The organism is Desulfofarcimen acetoxidans DSM 771, assembly GCF_000024205.1.
Classification (GTDB): Bacteria; Bacillota; Desulfotomaculia; order Desulfotomaculales; family Desulfofarciminaceae; genus Desulfofarcimen; species Desulfofarcimen acetoxidans.
This window is the reverse complement of the sequence record NC_013216.1, coordinates 4110516-4137354: the sequence shown is the minus strand read 5'-3', so window position 1 is coordinate 4137354 and position 26839 is coordinate 4110516. Positions and strand designations below refer to the sequence as shown.

Here is a 26839-nt window from a genome sequence, read left to right as displayed (position 1 = left end):
GGGAGAGGGAAGAATGGAGAAAATAGAAAAAATAGATTTGCATTTAATTGACGGCACCACTTATCAGATAGATAACAAACCGGGCCTGACTTATATTATAGGGCCTAACGGAACAGGCAAATCCTATGCTTTCAGAAAATTTGCCGAGGAAAATATTGGCCGGGCTCTTTATATTTTGCCTTCCAGAGATGATATGAGGCGCAATCTATATAATGTGGGGCATGGAGAAGAAAATGATTTTTTCCGCGAATGGGTCGTCTATGATCAGGTATGCCGTTACTGGGGCAAGGCTTTGAAGCAGCCGGGTCTTCTGGCGATGGCTTTTTCCTTTCTGGAGCGCCTGGGCGTACCCCACAGAATGTCGATAAGTGTGGAAGAGGGTGAAATTAAGTTTCAAATCTGTGATGAGTCGGTATGTTATGGCAGCAATCAGGCAATGTCAGGTTTACACAAACTGCCGGTGCTGGGCATAGCGGTTTATGATCCCGAGCATAAACTGGTTATTATAGATGAACCGGAGCAGTCTCTTCACCCCCAGGCACAGCATATTTTTGTGCAGGTTCTGCGTGATGTGGCCCGCCTGCAGGGCAAGCACTTCGTGCTGATTACCCACTCGCCGACTATGGTTGACCTGCGTGACGCCGGGGATCTGACCAGAGTGGTTTTTTTCCGGAGGCCCAAAAAGTACCTGACGGAACGCAAGATTTTTCAGTTAAGTATGGATGACGCGCAGCGTTTCAGTGAGCTGCTGCCGGGCTTGACTTCTTATAAACGTGAAATATTCTTTGCTGATAAAGTGATTTTGGTGGAAGGACAGCATGACAGGGATGTCTTTATGGCTTTGATTGAGTCCGGGGGTTTTGGACTATCCCTGGCCCGTACCAGTGTACTGCCTTTGGGCGGGGTAGGCTTTATGGCTAAATATACGGCTTTTTTTAAAGAAATAGGTGTTAAGCCTTTCATTATTTGTGATCGTGATGTATTGTATCCTTCTGCCGGTATTCGTTGGTTTTGCGGTCGTATGGAGGGTGAGAGGCTGGACTGGCGGGGCTGGATCAGTCCCTCGCAGGTTAAGGAATATCTTCAGGGCAAAGAGATGAAGGTACCTGCGGATCGTTATGATTTGCAGCCTGCGGAATTTGATAACATGGAACAAATAGCGGCCCGGCTGAGAAATTTGATGAAAAAAGCGTTGGAGAAAAGCGAACAGCTGATGGATAGGCTGCAAGGGGTTGCTTCAGCGGCAAATTTGCTGGCCGAACTGGCTAAAAAGAAAAATCTGACAGATGACTACAGTGAATACCGGGCCTTTCATTTACTGATGACGGTTGTGCTCAATCATTCCGACTGGTATAATACGCCTGCGGCAGAAATCTTTAAGCGCTTGAGGGAGGTATACGAGCAATTGGAGCACCAGTCTGACCGCCTGGAAATACTTATTTTGCGCATAGGGCGCCTGGAGGATTTGTACCGGCACAGTGGCCGCCTGGATGCCTCCAAAACAGAGAAATCCAGGCGCGAGGCTTTTGATATACGCAGATTATATCAAAATAATAAGGAACAAGTGGATGTTGATTATCAAGAGGTGATTGATCCTCTGATTAGAAAGCGCTATTTGCTCCGTATGCAAAACGGTATTCCGCACGAGGCGGCGGCTGTATTATCGGGAAAAATCCATGAATTATATGATTTCCTTTTTAGTGCCGGAGAACTGGCGGAGCGTGTGCAAAAATTGAGAAGTACGGGTAAGCTGGAAGAACTTTCCGCAGGTGCGGAAATTGTAGATTTTTTACCCGGCGCAGACCCCCCGCAGCTAACAATGGAGATACCCCTGCTGAAAGGTTATCTGTCAGTTGACGGTAGAATAACTTTAACAGCGGGTAAAAGGCCTGAAGTGTTTGACATGTTGTTCAAAAGAAGCTGGCAGGGTGGGAAAAGCTAAGTGCCTGCCTTTTGGGAAGAGCTTACAGGGATTATCTCCAGCGCGCCTCTGGGGCAGGTAAATGTGCAGTGAGCACATCCCAGGCAGCGCCGCATATCAATAACCGGCTGTGTATAAGCGGCTTTTTGCTCAAGTATTTTCCAGTTGCAAGAGAAGGTGGCAATACATATGCCGTTTTCGCAATCATCCGGCAGGCACAGGTTTGTATCGACTTTTACTAGCTGCATGGGAACCTCCACTGATAATTTTCTCTTCATTATATCGAATTGGCGAATAAAAACAATCTTATAAAGTAACATGCAAAAAACGGTCTCTAACCCGGTCTTTGCATGTTACTTCTGCAAATACCAGGCTGTGTTAATTTTCATCAAAAAGTTGAATAAATATTTCCACTATTCCTCTGTCAAACTGAGTTCCGGCGCATCTCCGAAGCTCTGCCAGCGCCTCTTCGTGTGTCATGGCTCTCTTGTAGGGCTGGTTATTGGTCATAGTGTCGTAAGCGTCGGCTATGGAGAATATGCGGCATTCTAAAGGTATTTCCTCGCCTTTTAAGCCAAGGGGGTAGCCGCTGCCGTTGTACCATTCATGGTGTTTGAGTATCCAGTCTGCTATCAGCATCAGATCGGGGCTGGACTGAGCTATTCTGTGCCCGATTTCACAGTGCTTTCTGATTTGGCAATATTCCTCCGGGGTTAGGCTTGTAGGTTTAAATAATATTTTATCGGAGATACCGAGCTTTCCGATATCGTGGTAACGTGTAAAATTGCGCAGTTTTTCCAGTGAGTGATTTAATCCTACGACATTGGCCATTACCTCAACCAGATCCTGCATGCGCTGAATGCGGTTTTCAGAGGTGCACTCTTTAATTTGCAGCTTTTTAAGAAGAGTTTGCATTATGGCGTCGCGTGTATTGGTTTTGCTGCTCAATTTTATTTGGTACATTTTGTCATCCGCTTCTTTGAAAATTTGGTTTAAGTCAGATGATTCTTCAGTACTGACAGCGTAACCTACTGAAATATTTAGCATTATGAGCGGGTTTTCTTTATTGTATTTATTAACGGAGTGATGAATGCGCCGGTAAGCTTTTTCCACTGCCGGAGCACTGCTGTTGGGAAGCAGTATGGCGAATTCATCACCGCCAATTCTGGCTATTACATCCTTTGATCGAAAAGAGCTGCGCAGTACGTTGGCGGCATTGACTATCAATATATCGCCTCTATCATGGCCCAGAGTGTCATTGATCAGTTTCAGACCGTCCACATCACAGATGATAATGCCGACCGGGGCGTGTTTTTTGTCGGACAGCCTTTTCATTTCCTGTTCAAAGTAAGTCCGGTTGTAGAGACCGGTCAACGAGTCATGCAGGCTTAAGTAGCGCAGTCTTTGTTCCATTTCCTTGCGTTTGGTAATTTCACGGACAATCATTAAGACTTCTTCCTCGCCGCTGATTACCATGCGGGCTTCCTGAACACACTGGATGCCATTGATATTAAGATGGTATTCGAAGGTTTGTATGCCGTTGGTCAGAAATGCTTGTTCCAGGTAATCCATAATTTGTTGTGCCAATTTAGGCGGCCAAAGGCAAGTGATATTTTTTCCTAGGCATCTGTCCGGTGAAATAAAAACGGTAAAATCTTTGCCGGGTTTGAAATCAACAATGGTTCCGTCCTTTTTTATTATCAGAAGTAAATCCGGAATTATATTTATCAGGGGATGGTGGCTTAACTTTTCCCTTTGTTTTAGTTTTGTAAAACATCCTTTTTTTGTATTTTTGTTTTTCATAAAAAACACCTCGGTGCACAGCAACTGTACTGTGTTATGCTATGCTATATTATATATATATTTCGAGTAAAAATTGATTTTCCCTCTAAGTATATTCTAGAATATTTAAAATATGGTATTGATAATTTATTGTATAGCAGCTGTCGTTTGCTGTTGAATAAGGGTTGTATTATTAAGCAGGGTGGTGATATTTTTGCCGGTAAATGAAAAGCTGCAGTATCTTCCAGCCAAGCCGGGTGTTTATATTTACCGGGATATGGCAGGTGAGATTATATATGTTGGAAAAGCCGTGTCCTTAAAAAACAGAGTTCGTTCTTATTTCCAGTCCAGCGCAAATCTGACTCCCAAAGTGCGGGCTATGGTGCCTAAAATAGCTGATTTGGAATACATTGTTACCGACTCTGAAGTAGAGGCTTTGATTTTGGAGTCCAACCTGATTAAAGAGCACCGGCCTCGCTACAATGTTTTTTTAAAAGATGATAAGAGCTATCCCTATCTCAAGATAACCTTAAATGAGGATTTTCCTAGGGTTTATATCACCCGCAGGGTTATTAAGGACGGGGCGCGCTATTTCGGTCCCTATACCAGAGTAGGGGCGGTGCATGAAACACTGCGTCTATTGAAAAAGTTGTTTCCGTTTCGCACCTGCAAGCAAAAAGAGCCGCCGGTCAGAGACCGTCCCTGTCTTAATCATTATATCAAGCGCTGTCTGGGTCCTTGCTGCGGTTTGACCGGCAAACAGGAGTACCGTAAAGCGGTTGATGAAATATGTCTTTTTTTAGAGGGACGCCAGGAGGATCTGGTCAAGCACTTGAAAAAGAGAATGGAGGAAGCTGCGGAAGCGCTGAGGTTTGAGCAGGCTGCTGAACTGCGGGATCAGCTGAGGGCTGTGAACGAGGTAATGGAGAAGCAGAAAATAGTTTTTGCGGGCCCGGAGGATCGGGATGTGGTGGCCATGGCTCGCGGCATCAGTGAAACCTGTGTTATGATTTTCTTTATCCGGGGGGGCAAGCTGACCGGCAGGGAGCATTATTTGCTGCAGGGAACGGAGGATATGGACAGGCGGGAAGTAGTTACCGCTTTTATCAAGCAGTATTATCACCAGGCTGACTTCCTCCCCCGTGAGGTGCTGCTGCCCGGCATGGTTGAAGAGGAAGCAGCGGTAATAAGCCGCTGGCTTTCAGAGAAAAAAGGATCCAGGGTAAACCTTCGTGTGCCTAAAAGAGGGGAGAAGCGCGGCCTTTTAGAAATGGCGGAGAAAAACGCTTTGCTGCTGCTGGATCAAATAGAGCAGGAAAAACTGTCCGCCCGGCAGGATAAAGACAATCTGGAAGCGGCCTTAGGTGAACTGGCCGGGGCTTTAGGTCTGGCTAAACCTCCTTACCGTCTGGAATGTTATGATATTTCCAACACCCAGGGTACGGAGACTGTGGCTTCCATGGTGGTGTTTGAAGCGGGCAGGCCGCAAAAAGATCAGTATCGCCGCTTTAAGATTAAAACAGTTGACGGGCCGAATGATTTTGCCTCTATGCAGGAAGTAATCGGCAGGAGGTTTAAGCGCGGGAAAGAAGAAAGAGAGTTGATCAACACGGGGCAGCTCTCCACAAAAGAGGCCAAGTTTCATCGCCTGCCTGATTGTGTAATCATTGACGGAGGAAAAGGCCAGCTTTCGGCTGCCAGGTCTGTCATGCAGGAGCTTGGCTTTGCTCATATTCCGGCTTTCGGTCTGGCCAAGCAGGAGGAACTGCTGTTTAAAGAAGGAGAAAAGGAGCCGGTTTTTCTGCCCAGGGATTCTCACGCGCTTTATCTGGTGCAGAGGCTGAGGGATGAGGCGCACCGTTTTGCTGTGACTTACCACAGGCAGCTGCGCTCTAAACGCAATCTTAAATCTTTGCTGGATGAGGTTGATGGTATCGGGCCCAAACGCCGCCGGGAATTGCTCAAGGCTTTTGGCAGTTTGGAGGATATATCGCGGGCCGGCCTGGGAGAGCTGTCCGCCGTGGAAGGCATGAACAAAAAAGCCGCGGAAGCCGTGTATAATTATTTTCATCAAAAAGAAGAGAAGTAGGGAGTTCGCATTGCATTCAAAGGTTAAACTGAGTCAAACATGTCAAACCCGTACCACTGTCAAGTGTTACGGGTTTTTAGGATAGGTCTGACGTGTAATTATTTATCGATTTTTTATGATTAATCCCTTATGTCTAAAATAATTTCTAAGTTCGGAGACATATTATTCCTTTACATAACAGGCTACAATTTGACCGTAATACAGTACGTGGAAGTCTCCTTTGGGGTAGCAGGTTTTGTGTATATCATCACTGGCTTGGGCAGGCTCCATATCCTGCTTGTAAACTATTTTGCATTCATAATGCAGGTCGCATTCACCAATGACCGGTGTAGTTATGACTTTACCCGCTTCGGCAGTCAGTCCGCATTCCTTAAATTTGTCAATATCCCTGCCTGACTTGGTTCCGCAGGTTGCCAGTGCTTGTTTTAAATCTTTGTTTACCGGTATGCTTACGGTAAATTCTTGAGACTTAGAGATAATCTCGTGGGTATATCTGGAGTAACGTACAGCAACCGTGAAAATTGGTTTTTGCCAGATATAGCCTACAGTTCCCCAACCAATAGTCATGGTATCTATTTTGTCTTCATGCTTGACCGTTAAAAACGCACCTTTGGGCAGTTGTTCAAAAAGTTCTTTTGTATGCTCATTGTATTTCACATCTTTTTTCATCCTGTCAACTCCTATTCTCATCGTAGTCATAATATATTCAGAATATTGAGTTTAAGTGATCTTAAATTGCATGCAGTTGTTTTTCCAGCGCTTTTTTAAGTTCCTCGTAACCCGGTTTTCCCAATAGGGCATACATATTATTTTTGTATGCCTCGACGCCCGGCTGGTCAAAGGGGTTGACGCCCAGCAAATAGCCGCTGACAGCGCAGGCCTTTTCAAAGAAGTAGAACAATTGTCCCAAACAGAAAGCTGTCTGTTCGGGAATAGTCAGCAGGACATTAGGCGCACCCCCTCCCGTATGTGCCAGCAGTGTGCCCTGACAGGCTTTTCTGTTAACAAAATCAATGGTTTTGCCGGTTAGAAAGTTCAGGCCGTCCAAGTCAAGCGGGTCGTTAGGAACGGCCAGTTCAAGTCTGGGCCGGTCAAAGAAGATGACTGTTTCAAAAAGCTGGCGCATCCCGTTCTGCAGGTACTGGCCCATTGAGTGCAGGTCCGTGGAGAAGTTGACTGAAGCGGGATATATGCCTTTTTCGTCTTTGCCCTCGCTCTCTCCAAAGAGCTGTTTCCACCACTCGGAGAAATACATGAGAGACGGTTCATAATTGACCAGAACCTCCACGGTTTTTCCTTTCCGGTAGAGAGCCTGTCTGGCAGCCGCGTATTGATAGCAGATGTTGGTCTCCAGTGCCGGGCTTTCATATTCCTGCCTGGCCCGGCCGGCACCGGACATTAATTCCTCTATGTTTATACCGGCCGCCGCTATGGGCAGAAGCCCTACGGCAGTTAAAACCGAATAGCGCCCCCCGGTTTCATCCGGCACGATAAAGGTTTCATATCCTTCACTGTCAGCCAGCTTTTTTAGCGCACCTTTTTGCCGGTCGGTTGTTGCGTAAATTCTTTTGCCGGCCGCTTCTTTACCGTATTTTTTCTCCATATAATCGCGAAAAATTCTAAAAGCAAGGGCAGGTTCCGCAGTGGTGCCGGATTTGGAGATTACATTGACGGAAATGTCTTTATCCGCAAGGATTTCCAGCAGGTGGCTGATATATGTGGAACTGATGTTATTGCCTGCAAAGTAAATCTGTGTACCGGTTCTCTTGCTTGAGTCAAGCAGGTTATGAAAGTGGTGTGTCAGCATTTCTATAGCAGCCCTGGCTCCCAGATAAGAACCACCGATGCCTATGACTACCAGAGCGTCGGAAGTGTTTTTTATTTTTTCGGCTGCCTGGAGAATCCGATTGAATTCTTCCCGATCATACTTCTCAGGCAAATCAAGCCAACCGGTAAACTCACTGCCTGCTCCGGTTCGGTTATGCAAAACATTATGAGCCGAAAGCACAAAAGGTTCCAGATTGACGATTTCCTTTTGCACAAATGAGTGACTCAGGTCAAGTTTGAGAAGTGATTGACTCAATATATAATGCCCCCTTTTGAACGATGCTGCTAAGTTGAGAAAATGGTTTATTCTGAATAGAGTTCCCTATAAATTACAAAATTATTAAAAGGCCAGTGGATGTGACCTGCATAATATATTTCGTGATCAAGCAGTCATATCCTGCTTAATTTTGGCAGATGATTTAAAAATTTTCAAAAGACAGGTAATCCTCGTTAATCTCCTCCACGGCATCTTCTATTGAATCAAATTCAATTTCCGCTCTGCTTTTTTCTCCCCGGCATATGGGTGAATACTCGCATCTGCCGCAGTGGTTTTTTTCCTCGGTCGCCTGGAAATCCGGATAATTTAATTGGAGAATCCTCTTGATTAAGCCGGTTATATAACGGGCAAAGTCCTTGTGTCTGGCCGCGGAATAATCTATTTCTATATTTTGGCCGGCAAAGATGGGATTCCAGTAAATCATCTTTATTTTTTCCGGTTCGACTGCTTGGCCGGCTGTTATAACTGAGGCGGTTTCCGCCAGCAGGAACAGGTAGAGCATGGTCTGCATACGGTTTAGCAGCTCGGTTTTTCGCAGCGGTCTGGCATCTGTCTTCCAGTCATAGATGATAAGGCTGTTGTCCGGTGTGAGCACGATTAAATCATATTGGGCTTGCAGTTTTATGCCGTTGCGGTTTAAGCGCAGTGTAAATTCCGGGTAATAGCTGTTTTCTCCGGTCATGGCAAAAGTATTCCGCAGGCTGTCCAGCCACTGCCGCAGATCATGTTCATATGGAGAGCCCCGTGGCACGGTGTTGTCCAGGCAGCTGTAATACCTCTGTGCCAGCAGGTGAAATTGCCGTCCTTTCTCGATGCTGTGTTTTTCCTCTTCCGTCGTCCGGCTTTGGGGCCAGTACAGGCCGTCGATGTGGCGCAGGCGGAATTTTAGAGCGCAGGTATTATAGATATTCAGTGACTGCTGGCTGAAGTAAAGATTCTTTAATCTGGCGGAAAGCATATTATTTCTCCTTACGTTATTTACTGTTTTTCCGAATAAAATTCATCTTTTTTCTGCCGCATATATCTTTTTAGTTCTTGCAGGGCAAGAGCCGGTTTTTTCTTAAAGGGCTTGGGGAAACCGGGCAGGTAAAGCATTTCGGGGTAACTGAAGAGCAGGTTTTCCCTGGCCCGTGTTATGCCTACATAAAGCAGGCGGAGTCTTTCACTGATGGTTTCCTTCTTGGCCTCCTCTTGAGGGTCGATTATTTTGCCCGGTTCAATCAGTGCTTTTAATTCCGCCTTGGCCAGTGCGCCGGGATTGGCCATATGCTTATTCAGGTAGCCGGGGTGATCCCGGAAATAATCATCCGGCTGTGACGGGAAGCTGTCTGAGGTCAGTGAGGTTAAGAAGACGGTATCCCACTCCAGCCCCTTGGCTTTATGATAGGTTGCCAGGCTGATGACACCCGGTTCCGGGGTATAGCCGTGGCGGTCATAAACCATATCTGTGAAATGGTCGAAGATGCTTTCCAGCGACTGTAATTCTGCGGCCAGGTCTGCCAGCCTCCAGGCCGGATTGCTGCGCAGCAGTTCTTTTATTTGCAGGGCGATTCTTTGTGCAATAGCAAGTTCCTCATTTTCCAGTCCCAAATCAGCGGCCAAAAAAAGCAGCAGCGATTCAGGGGGTATGCGGGAAGCTGTCAGCCAGGTTTTTACTCTTTTCAGCGCTGCCAGGCAGGACGGCCAGAGCAGCGAGGTGGCTGCCTCTTCAGGCAGCTCCTGTTTTCCCGCCCCTTCGGGGTATAGGAGTTCTTCCAGGCGGCAGGCTGCCAGGAATTCTTTAATGTACGGAAAATCCTCTCCGGCCAGTTCCGGCAGCAGGGTAGAGCTTAAGGCTTTGACCAGTTTGCTTCCCTTGTGCGGCTCGGCCAGGTATTCAATAACAGCTCCCAGGGCCCGCGCGGTATGGCGCCGTTCGCTCTGCCCGCCGGCTATTTGCCGAAAGGGCGCGTTGAGGAGGGTTAGTTGTTCCGCCGCTTCCAGTAGAATATACTTGTCCGGGGCAAGTATGGCCACAGTTTTTTCTTTGTTTTCCCTGATATAACGAGAGGCATGCCCGGCTATTTTGCTTATTTCTTCCCGGTTGGTTTTGCTCTTTATAGAGCCTATGGTGTAGCGTTCAGGTTGGGGATTAGGGCAGGGGTCAGCTGCCGGAACTGGTTTTATGTACTGTTTTTCCAGCGCCTGCCGGCAGGCTTGCACCGGGTGCTCCGTGGCAACCCAGGAAACCAGGTGATTAGCCAGATCGATAATGTTCTGCGAGCTGCGGCTGGAATAAAGCAGCGGTTGGTTTTTAATTTCCCGGCTGCGGCAGAAACTGCGAAAAAGTGCCGGGTCAGCCGCTGTGAAGGTGCCCATAACGGATTGGTTGGAGTCTCCCACGCGCACCAGATTGCCCGTAAAAGTAATACCTTTCTTATCTTCCGGGCTGCCGCCGGCCAGCAGCAGCAATATTTGTTCTTGCAGCAGGTTGGAGTCCTGCGCCTCATCTTCGAAAATATAGCTCCAGCGCTTTTGTAAACGCTTCAATACGGCTGTATCTGTTTTCAGAAGGGTGCGGGCATTATAAATCAAGTCGTCAAAGTCCTGAACTCCCAGATGGAAGAGCCTGTCTCTGTATTGATTATAGGCTTCTATGGCCCAGCGCAGGGGTGATTCATCAGCCAGGGCGGGCAGGTAGCCCTGCATTTCTTCCGCGGTAAGACCAAGGCATTTAAAGTAGGAGATCATATTTTTAAAGAAATCCAATGTTTTAGCCTGCCATTTTTCCAGATATTTTTCCTTGTTCTCCTGTTTGCCTGTTTCCAGGGCGGCTTCCCAGACGTTCCGGTTGCCGCTGATCCAGCGGTGAGTTACTTCCCGCAGCAGCTGGAACTGTTCCGCCTGTTCCAGGATGGTCATTTCCCCTGAGATGAGAAGTCGCTCGGGGCTTTCCTTTAAAATAGTTAAGGCCAGGGAATGCAGGGTTTTCACTTCATAGCCCCTGCCGCCGGGCAGACCTCTGGTTTCCAGTTCCCTGGCCAGCCTGGCTTTAAAGTTGGCTGCCGAGGAGTTCATATAGGTGACTATAAGCAGCTTTCCTTTACCTGTGCGGCCCTCGGCTATCAGCTGCGCGCCCAGATAGGCCAGGACGGTGGTTTTGCCCGCTCCGGGTACGGCCGGAACTGCCAGGTAACCGCTGCGGTAGGCCGCTGCTTCTTGTTGGCCCGGTCTTAGGATTATCATATATTTCTCCTTCTTTATCAGTGGCTTGAGAAATCCGTTGTTTGCTCTATGATATCTTGCAGCCGGCCGAACTGTTCCCATCCGAAACTGCTGTAGGTGCTGCCGGCGGTGATTAATTTTTCTTGGCACCTGTGAGCCAGTGCGCCGACAGTTCTGGCCGCTTTGTCCAGTCTGATTACCTGATCTATGTCGCCGGTCCAGACTGTGCCCGGAACCCAGCGCCTGGAAAGGACATGCGGGTTTGACAATTCTCTGGCGTCGCTGTTGAACCAGGCTTCTCCCGAGCTGTCCAGCCAGAACTGCACCCGGGAGGAATCGCAGTTCAACAGGTAGGCGTAGGGTGTGGCCAGGATTACCGAGTTCTTGTCGGGCTCCGGCTGTTCCAGTGTTTCAGCGGCTACTGTTCCCTGCTTAATCATCTCGATGAAGTATTTGCCTGCCGGTCCGGGGAAGAGCTCCGGTAAACTCTCAATTGCCTGGCTGAATTTTATAGCCGAGGCAAGCAGCTGGCGGCAGGAATAAATTTGCTCAGCTGCCGGTGCCAGGGGTGAGAGTATTTCACCGAAGACCCGCTGCAGGAAAGCTTCTATGGTTAGTCCCGGTTGTGACCGGTAGTCAGCCAGCCAATTGCTGAGCAGGTTGTATTTTGCCATAACTGACGGTCCGATTCTGGCCTGCAGATCTATGTCCGGCACGGGCAGGTTTCCCTGGCGATCAGTTAACAGTTCAGCCAGCAGGCCCGCCCTTACCGGATCAGTGCTCAGGATCAGGCGCAGGGTTTCTGCCAGGTCGCCGAAGCCGGCCTGCAGTGTCCACTCTGGGTGAGCCAGAACGGCCAGCGTGATCAGCGCCAGAGTGAAGGGTTCGTCCAGCAGACGCCGGCTTCTGGTGATATTATCTATTCTATAGCCTTTGGCGGCGAGGATCAGGTTCAGAGAAAATTCCAGAACCTTGTCCACATGAGGTGCGATCAGAACTATTTGCCGGGCGGGAATCCCCTGCCGCAGCAGTTCCAGCAGCCTCTGGCCGACTTCCCTGATCATTTCACTGCGCAGGTCGGTAAAAACCGGTTTTCCCAGTATGGGACAGGGCTGAGGCTGGGTAGGCCGGTTTTTCACCGCCTGTTTTAATGCTTCTGCCCAGCGGTATGTTTTCTCGCTGCAGGCCGGGCAGTCGGGATAGCTTTCCTGACTCAGTCCCACGGTAAGGTTTTTGGCGGAAAAGGGATCGGCCCCGAAAAAGATACCGTGTCCCCCGTCTTTGACATATATTAAAAGGGCTGTTTGCGCTTCTTCCAATAGTACGGAAATTAAATCCTGGGCTGCCGGCGCTGTTTCTTCTAAATTTTCTACGATTAAATGATTAAATTCTCTGTTCAGGTGTTGTCTGTAGAGTTGATCGGCCAGCAGCCGGTTATAGATTTCTACAGCCAGCGGGTAATCCAGAATTCGCTGCTGCAGGCAGATGGCCCGGTATTCCCCTATAATTTCCTGTGCCTGCTCAAAGACCGCGGTTTTTGTTTCTGCTCCTGACCAGGCGGCTTTCAGCCTTTGTCCGATGTTTTGCCAGTCCAGGCCGTTCAGTGCGGCTTTGCCGCGGCTGTCGGCAATTTGCATGGCTAAACGGTCCACAGGTGAGATAATGTCCCGCAGGTAACCCCTTTGCCGGTAGTTCTCCACCAGTGTGGCTGTAAGATACTGTGCGGTTTCCATAGTTAAATAAATGGGAGACAGCACCGGCTGTCCGGGAGGTAAATACTTTTCTGCCAGTGGCCAGTACTTAGTGAGTTCCCGCTGGACAAAGCCGAAATAGGTGTAGAGGTGAAGCGGGCCGGCTTTTTCGGTTTTGAGTGAGTTGTGCCAGCGGTTAATCTGCAGCCGGTTCATCAGCAAGACCAGTATTTTGTGCTGCCCGTGATTAACCAGTTTTTCGTAAGCCTTTATCCCCAGGTCGGGACAGGTTGAACTGCAGGCTTTAAAAGCAGCTGTTTTATTATATAAGTGCATCGATTTCACCTCTTTTGGTATTTCGCCCGGTTAATTTTTAATTCCTGCCGGTTTTGGCTGCCCGAGTTATAAAAAATGCTCGGGCTTTCTTATTGCTGAGTAACATTTTACAGTGGTATATGGTAATATTAAATATATACTAATCGTGGGCTGCTTTATTTTTCAAGAGGAGTGATTTAATGACCTTGCAGGCGCAAACCGGTGATCCGGATAATATAATGAAAAAACTGCGGCAACAGTTTGCTGTGCCGCTTTCTTTGCTTTTAGAGATAGCGGGAAAGTTTCACGGTGAGATTTTAAACGGGTTGGCCGGAAATAAGAGTTCTTTGAAAATGCTGCCTTCTTATCTGTCTAAACCTTCCGGTGAAGAAACCGGTGTTTTCCCGGCACTTGATTTTGGGGGCACCAATGTGCGGGTTCGGCTTCTCCATTTGCAAGGCTGCAGGGGCTTTTCAGTAAAAAGGCAAAAATCCATGCCTCTCAGGGACAGGGAAGGACTGTATGATTATACAGGTGCTTCAGTTGCAGCTGTGGAGTTGTTTGATTTTATTGCCGGAATTATAGAAGATGTTCTGAAATGTGTTGCGGAAGAACCGTCGCTGCAGTGTGAGCTATACCCGCTGGGACATACTTTTTCTTTTGGAACCTATCAGACAGGTGCCAATGATGCTGTGCTGATCAATTGGACCAAGGAAATCAAAACACAGGGCGTAGAAGGTCAAAATATCAACCGGCTCTTAGCGGACGCTCTGTTGCGGCGTAATTTATTTCATGTTAAACCTGTAGTTATACTCAATGATACAGTAGGCACTTTACTGGCGGCTGCTTACTGCGATCCTTATGCCGATATAGGTTCCATTTGCGGTACTGGCCACAATACCTGTTATCTGGAGCAACATGCCGCGGCTTATCAGGAACCGGTGATAATAAATATGGAATCAGGAAATTTTGACCTGCTGCCCTTAACACCTTATGATGACGCGCTCGACCAAAACAGCGGCAAACCGGGTGAACAGAGATTGGAAAAGGCTGTTTCCGGCAGGTATCTGGGGGAGCTGGCACGGCTTATTTTAAAAGAGCTGGCGCAGGCGGGGAAGCTTTTTTCCGGCGGCGATACAGGCCCGCCGGCTGTTTTGGAGCAGCCTTATGCTGTCAGTACAAAAAATATTGCTTTTATACTGGAAAGTGAGCCTGCCGCCGGAGGGAAGGATGAAGGCCTGGTTAAGTGGCTGCGGGATAACTGGGGAGCAGCTTGCTCAAATCAGGATATCGCAGCTTTGCGGGAGATTTTGTCTATGATTGCAGAGCGTTCGGCCAGGTTTGTGGCAGCCACCTATCTGGGCATTCTCCGCCATATAGATCCTGCGCTCACTTCCCGCCATACCATTGCGGTGGACGGATCACTGTATGAAAAGATGCCCGGCTATGCCGACTGCATTGCCGCCGCTCTGTCCGAAGCTTTGCAGGAAAAGGCGGGCATGATTAAGGTTAAGCTGACCAAAGACGGTTCCGGCGTAGGCGCGGCTATTGCCGCGGCCACGATAGCCGGTAGGTCCGGCAGCCGGAAGACCGTTTAAATCTACTCTCAGGGTAGAAAAAATTTTCCCGGAGGATTCTATGTCAAAATATAAATTTGTAGCTATCGATTTGGACGACACGCTTCTTGATAAGGATTTAAAGATTTCGGAACGGGCCCGCCAGGCGATAAGCCGGGCTAAAGACAGGGGGGTTCTGGTGACACTTTCTACCGGGCGGATGTACCGTTCGGCATTACCCTATGCCAGGGAGTTGGAAATTGATCTGCCTATAATTACCTATCAGGGTGCCTTAGTAAAAAACCCCGGCACAGGTGAAACTCTGGCTCATTACCCTTTGCCTCTGGATTATGCCCGCCAAGTTATCAGCAGGGGCAAAAGCCTGGGCTATCATATCAACGTTTATGTAAATGACAACCTCTATATTGAGAAGGAAAACCCGCACAGCGCCCGTTATGAAAAAATATCCGGCATCGCAGCTCAACCGGTGGGGGATCTGTCAGACTTTTTAAACCGGGAAGATCCTACCAAGGTACTGATTTCGGCTGAAGAGCAGCAGCTCGATGCCTTAATGGAGGAATTTGGCCGCAAATTTGGAGCAAACGTGCATATTACTAAATCAAAGCCTTATTTCCTGGAATTTTCACACCCTTTAGCCACAAAAGGACATGCTTTGTCGGTTTTAGCCGGAAAATACGGCGTGTTAAGGGAAGAGGTTATGGCTGTCGGAGACAGCTATAATGATCTGGAGATGATTGATTATGCCGGTTTAGGTGTGATTGTCGCTAATGCCAGAAAGGATTTAAAGGAACACGCGGACTACGTAACTGCGGCTTCCTCCGGGGACGGTGTGGCCGAGGCAATAGAGAAATTCATTTTGGAAAGATAGTTTTGCGTTGCAGGATTTAACGCATAGTCGCAGGAGGAACGGCTTAAGCTATACTACTATTGTTTAAAGCAGGAGGGATGATATGTATTTCGGAAAAGGCAGTTGGAAAAGTTTTGAGCAGGGTGCGGAGAAGGAATGGCTGGTTGCCAACGGTCTGGGCGGCTACGCGGCCGGTACTGTCATAGGGGCTAACGCCAGCAAATACCATGGCCTGCTGGTGGCCGCCTTAAATCCTCCGGTTGAGCGGGTTGTTTTGCTGGCCAAGTTGGATGAACAAGTGGAGGCGGGGGGCATTACTTACAACCTTGCTTCAAACCAGACCAACGGCGAAGTAACCCACTTTGGCTATGTTCACCTGCAGCGGGTGATCATTGATCCATTGCCCTGTTTTATTTACAGTTTTTCTGATATAACTATGGAAAAACATGTATTTATGCTGCGTGATCAAAATACTACGGTGATTTTATACCGTTTTTACAATGGGGCCCTGCCCGCTACATTACGCTTTACACCTCTGGTAAACTGCCGTGATTTTCATCACAATACTTACTATGGGCAGTTGAATTTCAACAGCCAGCCGCTAAAGCGCGGTGTGGCGGTCAGTGCTGTTTCCGGAGTACCTCCGCTGAAAATTATCAGCAGCGCGGGAAGATTCAATAAACGGGATGACTGGTATAAAGGCATGTATTATGCCAGAGAGCGGGAGCGTGGGCTCAATCCTTACGAAGATCACTTTATGCCCGGATATTTTGAGGTAAAAATTGATTCCGGGGAAGTCAAAACCATAACTGTGGTGGCCACCATAGAAGAAAAATTTCCTGCGGATCAAATTGCCGCCAACGGTGAGGGGTATCTTTTGCAGGAAAAGGTTCGATTAGAACAATTACAGGCTCAGGCCGGATACAGTGAACCTTTGGCCAGGCAGCTGGTCTGGGCGGCAGACAGTTTTATTGTACACCGCCGCTCGACCGGCACTAAGAGTGTTATTGCCGGTTATCCCTGGTTCAATGATTGGGGCAGGGATACTATGATTGCCTTACCGGGGCTGACTTTGATCACTCGCCGGTTCGAGGACGCCAGAGAAATATTGAGTACCTTTGCGCGCTATTGTAAGGATGGCCTTTTGCCCAACATGTTTGCCGACGGTGACAGGGAACCTCTTTACAATACAGTAGACGCCTCTCTCTGGTATTTTCAGGCTGTTTATAAGTTCCTTGAATATACAGGCGACTTTGATTTTATCAGGTCGGAAATTTTTCCCGTATTGAGGGATATCATTTACTGCCATGTGCGAGGAACACATTTCAACATTAAGGCTGATGAGGATGGTTTGCTGCAGGCAGGCTCCCCTTCCCTGCAGCTCACCTGGATGGATGCCAAGGTAAATGACTGGGTAGTTACTCCCAGACACGGCAAACCGGTGGAAATTAATGCTCTCTGGTATAACGCGCTATGCGTATATGAAAAGTTATGCCGGCACTACGGTGAAATATTTCCCTACGGCGACCTTCCCGGTAAAGTAGAAAACAGTTTTATCAAGCAGTTCTGGTATTCTGATGCCGGTATACTCTATGATGTAATCGGGCCTGACGGTAAAAAGGACGCCAAATTGCGGCCTAATCAAATTATAGCGGTAAGCCTGCCTCATTCGATGCTGTCTAAAAATAAAAGTATGATTATATTAAGAAGGGTCTGGCAGGAGTTATACGCTACTTACGGTTTGCGCAGTCTTTCCTTGAGAGACCCGGAATATAAGGGCGTTTATACAGGCGATCAATTGTGCAGGGACGGCGCCTATCACCAGGGGACGGTTTGGGGCTGGTTAATCGGACCGTTTATCAGCGCCTACAGGAGGATCAATGCCTATTCGCCTGCCAGCCGCGAGCAGGCGGAGAGGTTTATAGCTCCTTTTATTGATCACCTGCGGGATCACGGGGTTGGCTTCATCTCGGAAATTTTTGACGGCAACGAGCCGGTCAAACCCAGAGGTACTTTCGCCCAGGCCTGGAGTGTGGCCGAAGTCCTCAGGGCTTATGTCGAGGATGTGTTGGAGATTAAACCGGGTCGTGGCTAGCAAAGTACTGCTTTACTCCCGTACGTACATCTCAGGGCTTTGCAAAACAAGCAAGCCCCGAATGTAAGGAGATGGCTATGTCTGTGGCCTGCATGCTTATCGTATTATAACTTTCTATTAGGAGACTGTACCCGGATGATAAATTTAGACGATGTGCAAGCAGTACAAAACCTTGATACGAAAGAACTCCTGTCCACATTAGGGCAGCTCCCCGAGCAGTGTGAGGCTGCCTGGTGTTTGGCTGAACAGTTGGAATTGCCTAAAATAGGAGCTGTTTCTAATATTGTGGTGACCGGTTTGGGAGTTTCCGCTATCAGCGGGGACTTGCTGCGGGTTTTTTGCGGCAGCAGAATCTCTGTTCCTGTAATTGTGAACAGGGATTATATAATGCCGGAATTTGTTTCTGCCGATACTTTGGTTTTTGCCGCAGCCTATTCGGGAAATACGGAAGCTACTTTGAGCGCCTATGAAGAAGCACGCAGTAAGAATGCTTATTTGATAGTAATTGCCTCCGGGGGCAGGTTGACTGAAAAGGCTGTTAGTGACAGGATAACGGTGATTAAACTTCCAGACCATATGCTGCCCAGACTGGCTATGGCACAGCTTTTTTTACCCATGCTTTGTGTACTGTACCGCCTGGGTCTGCTGGAGGAGATGACCGGAGAAATTGCGGACATGGTCAGTCATCTGAAAATTATCCGGGAGGAACTTAAGCCGGAAATTCCCGAAAATCAAAACCCAGCCAAGCAATTAGCCAGGTTATTGTACAACCGCATACCGGTATTCTGGGGTTCTGCGGGTATAACTGAGGTGGCGGCCTATCGCTGGAAAGAGATTATAAACGAGAGTGCAAAATTACCCGCCTTCTGGAATATGCTGCCCGACCTGGATTTTAGCGAGACGCTGGCTTTAAAATCTCACTGTGATCTACAGCGGCAGTTTTTTGTTGTGTTTTTGAGAGATGCCTATGATCACCCGATGGTTCAACGAAGGACAGAGGCCATTAAGGAAATGATTGCCGAAAATGCAGCCGGGAGTACGGATTTAAACAGCTCCGGCTCCACAACCTTGGCCAGGGCCTTTTCCTTATTTTATACGGGTGATTATGCCGGAATTTATCTGGCCCTGCTCTGCGGCAGCGATCCCGGTTGTTGATAAAATGAAATTATTTGCTGACTATCATACTCATACGGTTTTTAGCGACGGACTGGGTACTGTCCGGGAAAACGCCGCATCGGCCGCTGCCAGAGGACTGAGTGAGGTGGCTATAACCGATCACGGGCCGAGGAATATTGTCACCGGCATGAAGGGTTTGGATAAACTTAATATTATGCTTGAAGAAGTCGCCCGGGTTAACCGGCTTGACCTGGGTGTTAAAGTATTGGCCGGTTTGGAAGCCAGCGTTGTAAGCAGTTCGGGCGAGCTGGAGCTGAGCAGGAGAGCTATTAAACAGCTTGACCTGTTGGTTGCCGGCCTGCACCCTTACTTTTTACCCCGCCAACTTAAAGATTTGTGGCATTTTGTTCTGCCCAATCACCTGGGCAGGGTCAGGCGCAGCAGCGGTGCGAAGCTAAAAAATACCAACACTAAAGCTCTCACGGAAGCTGTCAGGAGATACCCGGTGGATATTGTGAGCCATCCCAATTTCATGATGCCGGTAGAGCTGCAGGAACTGGCTCCGGTGTGTGCGGAACGGAATTCTTCTCTGGAGATAAATACCGGTCATGTATATAATAAAGATATGATTGTTCTGGCGGCGCAAAAGGCCGGGGCCAAGCTGGTGATTAACAGTGACGCACACACACCGCAGCGGGTAGGGGATCTGGCAAGCGGCCTGGCGTTGGTGGAGAGGTTGAAGTTTCCCCTGCAAAGGGTTGTCAATCTGAGACTGGAATAATTTAATCAAATTCAAAGATGAGATAAGGAGGTGTCCTATTTTGTTCCAATTGGTATTTGTAACAGGCCTCTCCGGCGGGGGGAAAACCCAGGCCTTACGCAGCCTGGAGGATATGGGCTTCTTTTGTGTGGACAACCTGCCGCCTGCTTTGATACTTAAATTTACGGAACTATGTACACAATCGGTGGGAAAAATAAATAGAATAGCCTTAGTAGTAGATATTCGAGGCGGGGAATTTTTCGATACATTATTTGAAGTGCTGAAAGAATTGAAGGCCCGGCAGATACGTTATGAAATTCTGTTTTTGGAGGCATCCGATGAAACTCTGGTGCGCCGCTTTAAAGAGTCCCGGAGACGCCATCCGTTAAGTGATGACGTTACCGAAGGTATTAAGGAAGAACGCAACCGGCTGCTGGATTTGCGGGGCAGGGCGGACAGGATTATTGATACCAGCAGCTTGACTACCCAGCAGTTGAAGGAAGAGCTTTCCGGTATTTACGGCACCGGATCTGATCCTATGAAGATGGTAATTACCGTTATGTCCTTCGGGTATAAATATGGCTTACCCCTGGATTCTGATCTGGTATTTGACGTTCGATTTTTACCCAATCCTTATTATGAACCTTCGCTGCGATTTTTTACCGGTAATGATCAGGTTGTACAGGAATATGTGCTTAAATCTCCGGCAACCAACGAGTTTATGGATAAATTTACGGATCTGGTGGATTTTCTTATACCTCATTATATCAAGGAAGGGAAGAGCAGCTTGACCATAGCTATCGGCTGTACCGGCGGCATGCACCGTTCGGTGACTCTGGCCAATCACTTGAGCTCAATTTTGAGGGAAAAAGAGCACCGGGTCATAGTAAAGCACAGGGATATAAAGAGATCTCAGGGGTTGAAGTGTTCGAATGATAACAGCTAAATGGTTGTACCCCGGTATGAAGGTTAAGAGATGGTTACTTCTGTCTCTGGTGGGAATTGTTTTAGTTTTAGCCGGTTTTTCCTTGATGCACGGATCGGTATTTAACCGGCCGGAAATACTTGTCTCAAAAATAATTCATGATATGCTGGATTTTGTGCCTTCTCCGAGGAGCGGTTTGTTTATTTTTCTTGCCGGCTTGATTTTTCTGATCTGGGGTTTGCTGCAGGTCTTTAAGTCGGTATTGAGTGCCGTTATGACGGACAGAGAGGGCAGGTTGGTGGATATTATTTTTTTCAGGCGCTATTTAAGGCGCGGGCCAAAGATTGTGGCTATAGGAGGCGGCACCGGTCTTTCGGTAATGCTCAGGGGGCTGAAAAACTATACCAGTAATATTACGGCAATTGTTACTGTGGCGGATGACGGCGGGAGTTCCGGTCGTTTGCGGGGTGATCTGGGTATTTTGCCGCCGGGTGATATCCGCAGCTGTCTGGCGGCTTTAGCCGATAAGGAAGACTTGATGGAGCAAATGCTGCGGTACCGCTTTAATTCGGGTGAACTGGCCGGTCATAATTTGGGCAATTTATTTTTGGCGGCTTTGAATGATATGTCAGGCGGGTTTGACAGCGCCGTGCGCAGTTTGAGTAAAGTCCTGGCTATCAGGGGGCAGGTGTTGCCGGTAACTCTGCAGAATGTTAACCTGGCAGCTGATTTGGAGGACGGCACCACTATTTACGGGGAGTCTTCGATTTGCAAGAGCCAAAAAAGAATTAAAAGGGTATACCTGTATCCCGCCAATTGTTTGCCCTTGCCTGAGGCTCTGGAAGCTATTAAAGAAGCTGATGCCATTATACTGGGACCGGGCAGTCTGTATACCAGTATTATACCTAATTTATTGGTTATAGGCATTCCGGATGCCATTATGGAATCTGAGGCCGTTAAAATTTATGTCAGTAATGTGATGACACAGCCGGGTGAAACGGACGATTTTTCTGCTACGGATCACTTGCAGGCGATTATAAGTCATGGCGGGCCGATTATCGATTATATGATTGTCAACCGGCAGGAAATCCCGTCGCACTTATTGAAGAAATACCGCATGGAGGGTTCACAGCCTGTAAGGTGTAATATTAAAGAGGCGGAGAAACTGGGTGTTAAAGTTGTGATAGATAAATTGGTGCATGAGACTGATGTGGTCAGACACCACCCTGACAAGTTGGCTGCTGCGATTATGAGACTGCTTCTGGTGTTTAGAAAGAAAAATAAGTTCAGGTAATATAGCTGTCTATACGTGAAAAAGAAGGTGAAGGCATGTCCTTTTCGGTAGTGACCAAGGATGAACTTGCCCGCATAATTGCTAAAAAGGATTGCTGCAGGTTAGCGGAACTGGCAGCCCTGGTGAAAATGGACGGCAGTATAGAAATAAGCGGCAACCAGAGACTGGGTTTAAGTGTAGTGACAGAGAGTGCCGGAGTGGCGCGCAAAATACTAACGCTGATTAAGCAGTTTTTTGATCATAATACCCAGGTAATAGTACGGCGCAAGGCCAGACTGAAGAAGAATAATATTTACCAGGTAAAGGTCAGCTCGGCTCCCGGTATAAGAGATATTCTGGTTCGTTTGGGTATGCTGGATGAGGACGGACAGCTGAGTGAGAAAATAAAAGCCGGGTTAATTACACGTACCTGCTGTAAAAAAGCGTACCTGAGAGGCGCTTTTTTAGGAGGTGGCTCGGTAAATAATCCCGAGGGAGATTATCACCTGGAGATTATCACTAACAAAGAACAGCATGCTCTGGATATAGCCGGTGTAATGCGTAAATTCGACCTTTCGGCCAAAGTCAGTACCAGAAAGAACTGGTATGTAGTATACTTAAAGGAAAGTGAGCAGATAATTACCTGCCTTAATGTTATGGGCGCTCACACAGCCTTGTTGGATTTTGAAAACGCGCGTATATACAAAGACATGCGCAATCAGGTAAACCGGCTGGTGAATTGTGAGACAGCCAACTTAAACAAAACTGTTGACGCAGCGGTTCGCCAGTTAGAGTGCATTAAACTGATTGAAGGTCTTGTCGGGTTGGAGAAACTGCCGAAAAGCCTGCGCAGGACAGCGGAACTGAGGCTGCAAAACCCAGAGGTAAGTCTGAGAGAGCTGGGAGATTTATTGGAGCCTAAAGCGGGAAAATCTTGCGTTAACCACCGTATGCGTAAATTAGAGAAGATAGCCGACGCATTGCGGGCTAAGCGGCAGTATTAGTTGCAGATGTTTTCAGCCAGTTATTTTGTGTTAATTTTTTAAATATATTGGATTTAATAAAACTTAGCAGGAAAATAGCATCTCGTTAGAGAATTTATTTTTTATGATGTCGAATAATGTGAATTTGTGGCGTATTAGAAATATTGTTTCGAGGAGTGAAAGGCGATGCGCATGGGTTATGGCTTGCATGTTGAGCAGACACAGAAATTAATCATGACCCCGGAATTGCGCCAGGCCATTACCGTTTTACAGTTGTCTTCCCTTGAGTTGAGCATGTATATAGACCAGCAGTTGCAGGAAAACCCTATGCTGGAGGTTCGAGAAGATGATTTAGACCGGATTGAGGAAAATGAGGGAGCAGAAGGCGACGCTAGCGGGGGGGAAGAGGAATTATCCCGGCAGGAATGTGATGTGGACTGGGAAGAATATTTTCACGACAGTGACTTGGATTTGGGCCGCAGGGAAAAATTAGCGGAGCAGTCCGGGAGCGGCTATGAAAATTTTTTAACGCAGGCTCCAAATCTAACTGAATATTTGATGATGCAGTTAAATTTGAGCCGGTGCGGGGATTATTTAAAAGCTATCGGTGAGTATATTATAGGTAATGTTGACCACAACGGCTACCTGCACGTGTCAGTGAAGGAGATTGCCGAGCAATTAGAGGTAAGCCAGTCTAAGGTGGAGCAGGCTTTATCTGTTATTCAATCCTTTGATCCGCTTGGTGTCGGCGCTTCGTCTTTGCAGGAATGTTTGCTTATTCAGGTGCGGTATTTGAATATAAAAAATAAGCTGGTTGCGGAACTGATTGAAAAATACTTGCCGGATATTGCTAAAGGCAGGCTTAACCAGATAGCTCAGCAGTTAGGAGTTGCAGTGACGGAGGTGCAGGAGGCAGCAGATATTATTAAGACGCTGGATCCCAAGCCCGGGCGCAATTTTAGCGCTACGAACGATGTTCGCTATATTGTTCCGGATGTGATAGTAGAGAGAGTCGAAGGAGAATATATTATTCTGGTTAACGATTCATCGGTGCCTCGCCTGACTATAAATACTGCATATCGCTCTGTTTTAACACAGGATAAGTTTGATCTTCAGACTCGCCGTTTTGTAGAAAGTAAACTCAATTCCGCTGCCTGGTTGTTGAAAAGTATTGAGCAGAGGCGCCTGACTTTATATAAAGTAGCCAGTTGCTTAGTTGATTTGCAGAAGGATTTTATGGAATACGGTGTCAAGCATTTGAAACCGCTTAATTTAAAAACTGTAGCGGAAATAGTTGGCTTGCATGAATCGACTGTGAGCAGGGCCACCTCCAATAAGTACATTCAAACCCCGCAAGGCGTGTTTGAGATGAAATTTTTCTTTTCTACCGGCCTGACTTCCGCCGGTGGAGGAATGACTTCGGCTGAGAGTATTAAGAAGACACTCAGAGAATTGATTGCGTCTGAAGATGCCAGAAAACCGCTTAATGATCAGAAGATCTCGGATATTTTTGCCGAGCGAGGGATAAAGATTTCTCGCAGGACGGTGGCTAAATACAGGGATGAACTGAATATTCCTCCTTTGAAGCAGAGAAAACGCTATTAATTGGGTAGAAATTAAATCATATTGATTAAAAGGTTAATCGGCCTGCTGTTATTTTATAATAGCAGGCCGATTTTTTTATGCCTTGGTAAATTGAGTCATTTGTTAGTACAAGCTTCTTTTTGACTTCTATAATTTTTTTCGCATATAATGATCTAAGGGAGGAACTTTTTGCATTTACAGAGAATGTAGTAAATAGTAACACACTAATATCATAAATTTAGACAAGTAAGACATACTAATAAGAAGAGAGGCTGGTAAAATGGCGGTAAGATTAGGCATTAACGGTTTTGGCAGAATTGGGAGATGTGTCTTCCGGGCGGCAATGAATAATCCCGAGGTGGAAATTGTTGCAGTGAATGATTTAACCGATGCCGCAACTCTGGCCCACCTGTTGAAGTACGATTCTGTGCATGGTACTTTCGATGCGCAAATCAGTGCTGCAGAAGATGCAGTTATTGTTAACGGCAAGACATTTAAGGTATTGGCCGAAACTAAGCCGGAAGCTTTACCCTGGGGAGACTTAGGGGTAGATATTGTTGTGGAATCTACCGGAAGGTTTGTCAAGCGTGCAGACGCGGCCAGGCATTTAGCAGGAGGAGCTAAGAAGGTAATTATCTCAGCGCCGGCCAAGGAAGAAGATATTACGGTGGTTATGGGTGTGAACGAGGATAAATATGACCCAGCCAAACATCACGTGCTTTCTAATGCTTCTTGCACTACTAACTGTTTAGCGCCTTTGGCCAAGGTTTTAAATGATAAATTCGGAATTGTCAAAGGGTTAATGACGACAGTACATTCTTATACCAATGATCAAAAGATTTTGGATGCTCCGCATAAGGATTTAAGGCGGGCCAGAGCCGGGGGCATGTCCATAATTCCCACTACTACCGGAGCGGCTAAGGCTGTTTCTCTGGTGCTGCCGGAACTGCAGGGAAAATTAAACGGTTTTTCCATGCGTGTACCTACGCCTAATGTGTCTGTGGTGGATTTAGTGGTGGAAACTGTCAAGCCTACCTCTGTGGAAGAGGTCAACGCTGTTTTAAAAGCTGCGTCTGAGGCCGAATTGAAGGGTATTTTAGAGTATTGTGACCTGCCTCTTGTTTCTAAGGATTTTAACGGTAACCCTCGATCTTCGATTTTGGACGCTCTGTCTACCATAGTAATCGGCGGCAATATGGTGAAGGTTATCTCCTGGTATGATAATGAATGGGGTTATTCCAACCGGGTTGTTGACTTAGTTTTTTACATGGCCGGCAAGGGATTGTAATTTCCCGTCAGGAGGTGTGTTATGCCCAAAAAATCAGTTAAGGATATAGATGTTCGCGGAAAAAGGGTTTTTGTACGGGTTGATTTTAATGTTCCGTTAGATGAAAAGCATGAGGTTACTGACGATACCAGAATCCGGGCGGCACTGCCGACTATTCGGTATCTCACGGAACAAAAGGCTAAAGTTATTTTAGCCTCTCATTTGGGCAGGCCTAAAGGAAAAGTTGCAGAGGAATTCCGTCTTGATCCGGTGGTCCGTCACTTGGAGGAGTTGCTGGGGAAGAAAGTTATTAAGACCGATGATTGTATAGGTGAAGAAGTTAAGGCAGCCATATCTGAGATGCAGGAAGGTGATATCCTGCTGTTGGAAAACTTGAGGTTTTACCCGGGTGAAGAAAAGGATGACCCGGTATTCGCACGTGAACTGGCTGCTTTGGCCGATGTCTATGTGAATGATGCTTTCGGCACGGCTCACCGGGCTCACGCTTCTACACATGGTATAGCCAGGTTATTGCCGGCTGTAGCGGGGTTTTTGCTGCAAAAAGAGATAAAAATGCTGGGATCTGCTATCAACAACCCGCAGCGTCCTTTTACCGCTATTTTAGGCGGGGCCAAGGTTTCGGACAAGATAGGAATTATTAAAAACTTGCTGGGCAAAGTAGATAACCTGCTGCTGGGCGGGGGTATGGCCAATACTTTTATCAAGGCGCAGGGTTATGATGTAGGCAAATCCCTTTTGGAATCAGATAAGGTGGAACTTGCCGGAGAGCTGATAAATGAGGCCAGGGTTAAAGGGATTAATTTTTTATTGCCGGTTGATGTTGTGGTGGCTCCTATGCTTTCCCCTGATGCAATGACTCAAGTGGTGGAAATCAGCCATATTCCCGGTGATAATATGGCTTTGGATATAGGGCCTGAGAGTATAAAAAAATATTCGGAGATTATTAAGAGCAGCAAGACGGTAATCTGGAACGGTCCGATGGGTGTTTTTGAGATGAACGCGTTTGCTAACGGCACTAATGATTTAGTACGGGTTCTGGCTGATTCCGGTGCTGTAACTATAGTAGGCGGGGGCGATCTGGATGCCGCCGTTGAAAAGACAGGTCTAAGCGATAAAATAACCCATGTTTCTACGGGAGGCGGCGCTTCACTGGAGTTTCTCGAAGGTAAGGAATTGCCCGGTATTGCTGTTTTGCAAGACAATTAGAGTATTTGCCAGAGGCAGCCCGGCGAAAAAGCAGGGCTGCCTTAAGTCGGATCTGTGGAAGAATGTTAGAAGAGGTGTT

20 protein-coding genes are annotated in these 26839 nt (G+C 47.4%); 13 read left to right on the top strand and 7 right to left on the bottom strand.

Annotation, left to right across the window (positions count from 1 at the left end):
- Positions 1-13: 13 nt before the first annotated feature.
- Positions 14-1942, top strand: a complete 1929-nt coding sequence (locus DTOX_RS19175; protein ID WP_015759323.1) for an ATP-dependent nuclease — start codon at positions 14-16, stop codon at positions 1940-1942.
- On the opposite strand, the gene DTOX_RS19170 is transcribed toward DTOX_RS19175, so the two are convergent.
- Together DTOX_RS19170 and DTOX_RS19165 are read right to left on the bottom strand one after the other, a co-directional pair.
- A complete protein-coding gene (locus DTOX_RS19170) occupies positions 1939-2169 on the bottom strand; it encodes a 4Fe-4S binding protein (RefSeq protein ID WP_015759322.1) in 231 nt (76 codons plus the stop codon). The two genes, DTOX_RS19175 and DTOX_RS19170, sit on opposite strands and share 4 nt — an antisense overlap.
- 130 nt (positions 2170-2299) lie before the next feature.
- A complete protein-coding gene (locus tag DTOX_RS19165) occupies positions 2300-3724 on the bottom strand; it encodes a sensor domain-containing diguanylate cyclase/phosphohydrolase (RefSeq protein WP_015759321.1) in 1425 nt (474 codons plus the stop codon).
- A gap of 193 nt (positions 3725-3917) precedes the next feature.
- Between DTOX_RS19165 and uvrC the strand changes: the two genes are divergently transcribed.
- Positions 3918-5792 (top strand): excinuclease ABC subunit UvrC, encoded by a 1875-nt coding sequence (uvrC, locus tag DTOX_RS19160; protein ID WP_015759320.1) that lies wholly within the window; start codon positions 3918-3920, stop codon positions 5790-5792.
- Positions 5793-5954: 162 nt separating this feature from the next.
- Here uvrC and DTOX_RS19155 read toward each other — a convergent pair whose 3' ends face one another.
- From DTOX_RS19155 to DTOX_RS19135, 5 genes are all read right to left on the bottom strand, one after another.
- Positions 5955-6461, bottom strand: a complete 507-nt coding sequence (locus tag DTOX_RS19155; RefSeq protein ID WP_015759319.1) for a flavin reductase family protein — start codon at positions 6459-6461, stop codon at positions 5955-5957.
- A gap of 61 nt (positions 6462-6522) precedes the next feature.
- Positions 6523-7875: a glucose-6-phosphate isomerase gene (locus DTOX_RS19150; protein WP_015759318.1), complete on the bottom strand. Its 1353-nt coding sequence runs from the start codon at positions 7873-7875 to the stop codon at positions 6523-6525.
- Positions 7876-8038: 163 nt separating this feature from the next.
- Entirely contained in the window at positions 8039-8854 is an 816-nt protein-coding gene (locus tag DTOX_RS19145) for a PD-(D/E)XK nuclease family protein (RefSeq protein ID WP_015759317.1), read from the bottom strand.
- Between the two features lie 20 nt (positions 8855-8874).
- The gene (locus DTOX_RS19140) at positions 8875-11121 is read right to left on the bottom strand and encodes an ATP-dependent helicase (protein WP_015759316.1); all 2247 of its coding nucleotides are present in this window, start codon (positions 11119-11121) and stop codon (positions 8875-8877) included.
- Positions 11122-11138: 17 nt separating this feature from the next.
- The gene (locus DTOX_RS19135) at positions 11139-13127 is read right to left on the bottom strand and encodes a hypothetical protein (RefSeq protein ID WP_015759315.1); all 1989 of its coding nucleotides are present in this window, start codon (positions 13125-13127) and stop codon (positions 11139-11141) included.
- A 179-nt stretch (positions 13128-13306) separates the two neighbouring features.
- Here DTOX_RS19135 and DTOX_RS19130 point away from each other — a divergent pair, with 179 nt between their 5' ends.
- The 11 genes from DTOX_RS19130 to DTOX_RS19080 all read left to right on the top strand — a co-directional run bounded on the left by DTOX_RS19130 (position 13307) and on the right by DTOX_RS19080 (position 26760).
- Positions 13307-14704 (top strand): hexokinase family protein, encoded by a 1398-nt coding sequence (locus DTOX_RS19130; protein WP_015759314.1) that lies wholly within the window; start codon positions 13307-13309, stop codon positions 14702-14704.
- Positions 14705-14744: 40 nt separating this feature from the next.
- Complete coding sequence (locus tag DTOX_RS19125; RefSeq protein WP_015759313.1) at positions 14745-15551, top strand: Cof-type HAD-IIB family hydrolase; 807 nt, start codon at positions 14745-14747, stop codon at positions 15549-15551.
- An 82-nt stretch (positions 15552-15633) separates the two neighbouring features.
- Positions 15634-17625, top strand: coding sequence for an amylo-alpha-1,6-glucosidase (locus DTOX_RS19120; RefSeq protein ID WP_015759312.1), 1992 nt, complete (start codon positions 15634-15636; stop codon positions 17623-17625).
- A 135-nt stretch (positions 17626-17760) separates the two neighbouring features.
- Positions 17761-18780 carry a bifunctional phosphoglucose/phosphomannose isomerase gene (locus DTOX_RS19115; RefSeq protein ID WP_015759311.1) on the top strand — a complete coding sequence of 340 codons (1020 nt, stop codon included), beginning with the start codon at positions 17761-17763 and terminating at the stop codon, positions 18778-18780.
- Positions 18781-18784: 4 nt separating this feature from the next.
- On the top strand, positions 18785-19522 hold the full coding sequence (locus DTOX_RS19110; RefSeq protein ID WP_015759310.1) for a PHP domain-containing protein: 738 nt from the start codon (positions 18785-18787) through the stop codon (positions 19520-19522).
- Positions 19523-19562: 40 nt separating this feature from the next.
- Positions 19563-20447: an RNase adapter RapZ gene (gene rapZ, locus DTOX_RS19105; protein WP_015759309.1), complete on the top strand. Its 885-nt coding sequence runs from the start codon at positions 19563-19565 to the stop codon at positions 20445-20447.
- The gene (locus DTOX_RS19100) at positions 20434-21720 is read left to right on the top strand and encodes a gluconeogenesis factor YvcK family protein (RefSeq protein WP_015759308.1); all 1287 of its coding nucleotides are present in this window, start codon (positions 20434-20436) and stop codon (positions 21718-21720) included. The genes rapZ and DTOX_RS19100 overlap by 14 nt, the downstream gene beginning before the upstream one ends.
- A gap of 35 nt (positions 21721-21755) precedes the next feature.
- Entirely contained in the window at positions 21756-22703 is a 948-nt protein-coding gene (gene whiA / locus DTOX_RS19095) for a DNA-binding protein WhiA (protein WP_015759307.1), read from the top strand.
- Between the two features lie 165 nt (positions 22704-22868).
- A complete protein-coding gene (rpoN, locus tag DTOX_RS19090) occupies positions 22869-24287 on the top strand; it encodes an RNA polymerase factor sigma-54 (protein WP_015759306.1) in 1419 nt (472 codons plus the stop codon).
- Positions 24288-24546: 259 nt separating this feature from the next.
- Positions 24547-25554, top strand: a complete 1008-nt coding sequence (gap, locus tag DTOX_RS19085) for a type I glyceraldehyde-3-phosphate dehydrogenase (RefSeq protein WP_015759305.1) — start codon at positions 24547-24549, stop codon at positions 25552-25554.
- Between the two features lie 21 nt (positions 25555-25575).
- Complete coding sequence (locus DTOX_RS19080; RefSeq protein WP_015759304.1) at positions 25576-26760, top strand: phosphoglycerate kinase; 1185 nt, start codon at positions 25576-25578, stop codon at positions 26758-26760.
- Positions 26761-26839: the final 79 nt, after the last annotated feature.

Coding starts and splice junctions, on each gene's coding strand:
- DTOX_RS19110 (WP_015759310.1), top strand. CDS start 18,785: ATGAAATTATTTGCTGACTATCATACTCATACGGTTTTTAGCGACGGA.
- DTOX_RS19135 (WP_015759315.1), bottom strand. CDS start 13,127: ATGCACTTATATAATAAAACAGCTGCTTTTAAAGCCTGCAGTTCAACC.
- gap (WP_015759305.1), top strand. CDS start 24,547: ATGGCGGTAAGATTAGGCATTAACGGTTTTGGCAGAATTGGGAGATGT.
- DTOX_RS19175 (WP_015759323.1), top strand. CDS start 14: ATGGAGAAAATAGAAAAAATAGATTTGCATTTAATTGACGGCACCACT.
- DTOX_RS19165 (WP_015759321.1), bottom strand. CDS start 3,724: ATGAAAAACAAAAATACAAAAAAAGGATGTTTTACAAAACTAAAACAA.
- DTOX_RS19080 (WP_015759304.1), top strand. CDS start 25,576: ATGCCCAAAAAATCAGTTAAGGATATAGATGTTCGCGGAAAAAGGGTT.
- DTOX_RS19130 (WP_015759314.1), top strand. CDS start 13,307: ATGACCTTGCAGGCGCAAACCGGTGATCCGGATAATATAATGAAAAAA.
- DTOX_RS19170 (WP_015759322.1), bottom strand. CDS start 2,169: ATGCAGCTAGTAAAAGTCGATACAAACCTGTGCCTGCCGGATGATTGC.
- DTOX_RS19140 (WP_015759316.1), bottom strand. CDS start 11,121: ATGATAATCCTAAGACCGGGCCAACAAGAAGCAGCGGCCTACCGCAGC.
- DTOX_RS19125 (WP_015759313.1), top strand. CDS start 14,745: ATGTCAAAATATAAATTTGTAGCTATCGATTTGGACGACACGCTTCTT.
- DTOX_RS19155 (WP_015759319.1), bottom strand. CDS start 6,461: ATGAAAAAAGATGTGAAATACAATGAGCATACAAAAGAACTTTTTGAA.
- DTOX_RS19120 (WP_015759312.1), top strand. CDS start 15,634: ATGTATTTCGGAAAAGGCAGTTGGAAAAGTTTTGAGCAGGGTGCGGAG.
- rpoN (WP_015759306.1), top strand. CDS start 22,869: ATGCGCATGGGTTATGGCTTGCATGTTGAGCAGACACAGAAATTAATC.
- DTOX_RS19100 (WP_015759308.1), top strand. CDS start 20,434: ATGATAACAGCTAAATGGTTGTACCCCGGTATGAAGGTTAAGAGATGG.
- DTOX_RS19145 (WP_015759317.1), bottom strand. CDS start 8,854: ATGCTTTCCGCCAGATTAAAGAATCTTTACTTCAGCCAGCAGTCACTG.
- DTOX_RS19115 (WP_015759311.1), top strand. CDS start 17,761: ATGATAAATTTAGACGATGTGCAAGCAGTACAAAACCTTGATACGAAA.
- whiA (WP_015759307.1), top strand. CDS start 21,756: ATGTCCTTTTCGGTAGTGACCAAGGATGAACTTGCCCGCATAATTGCT.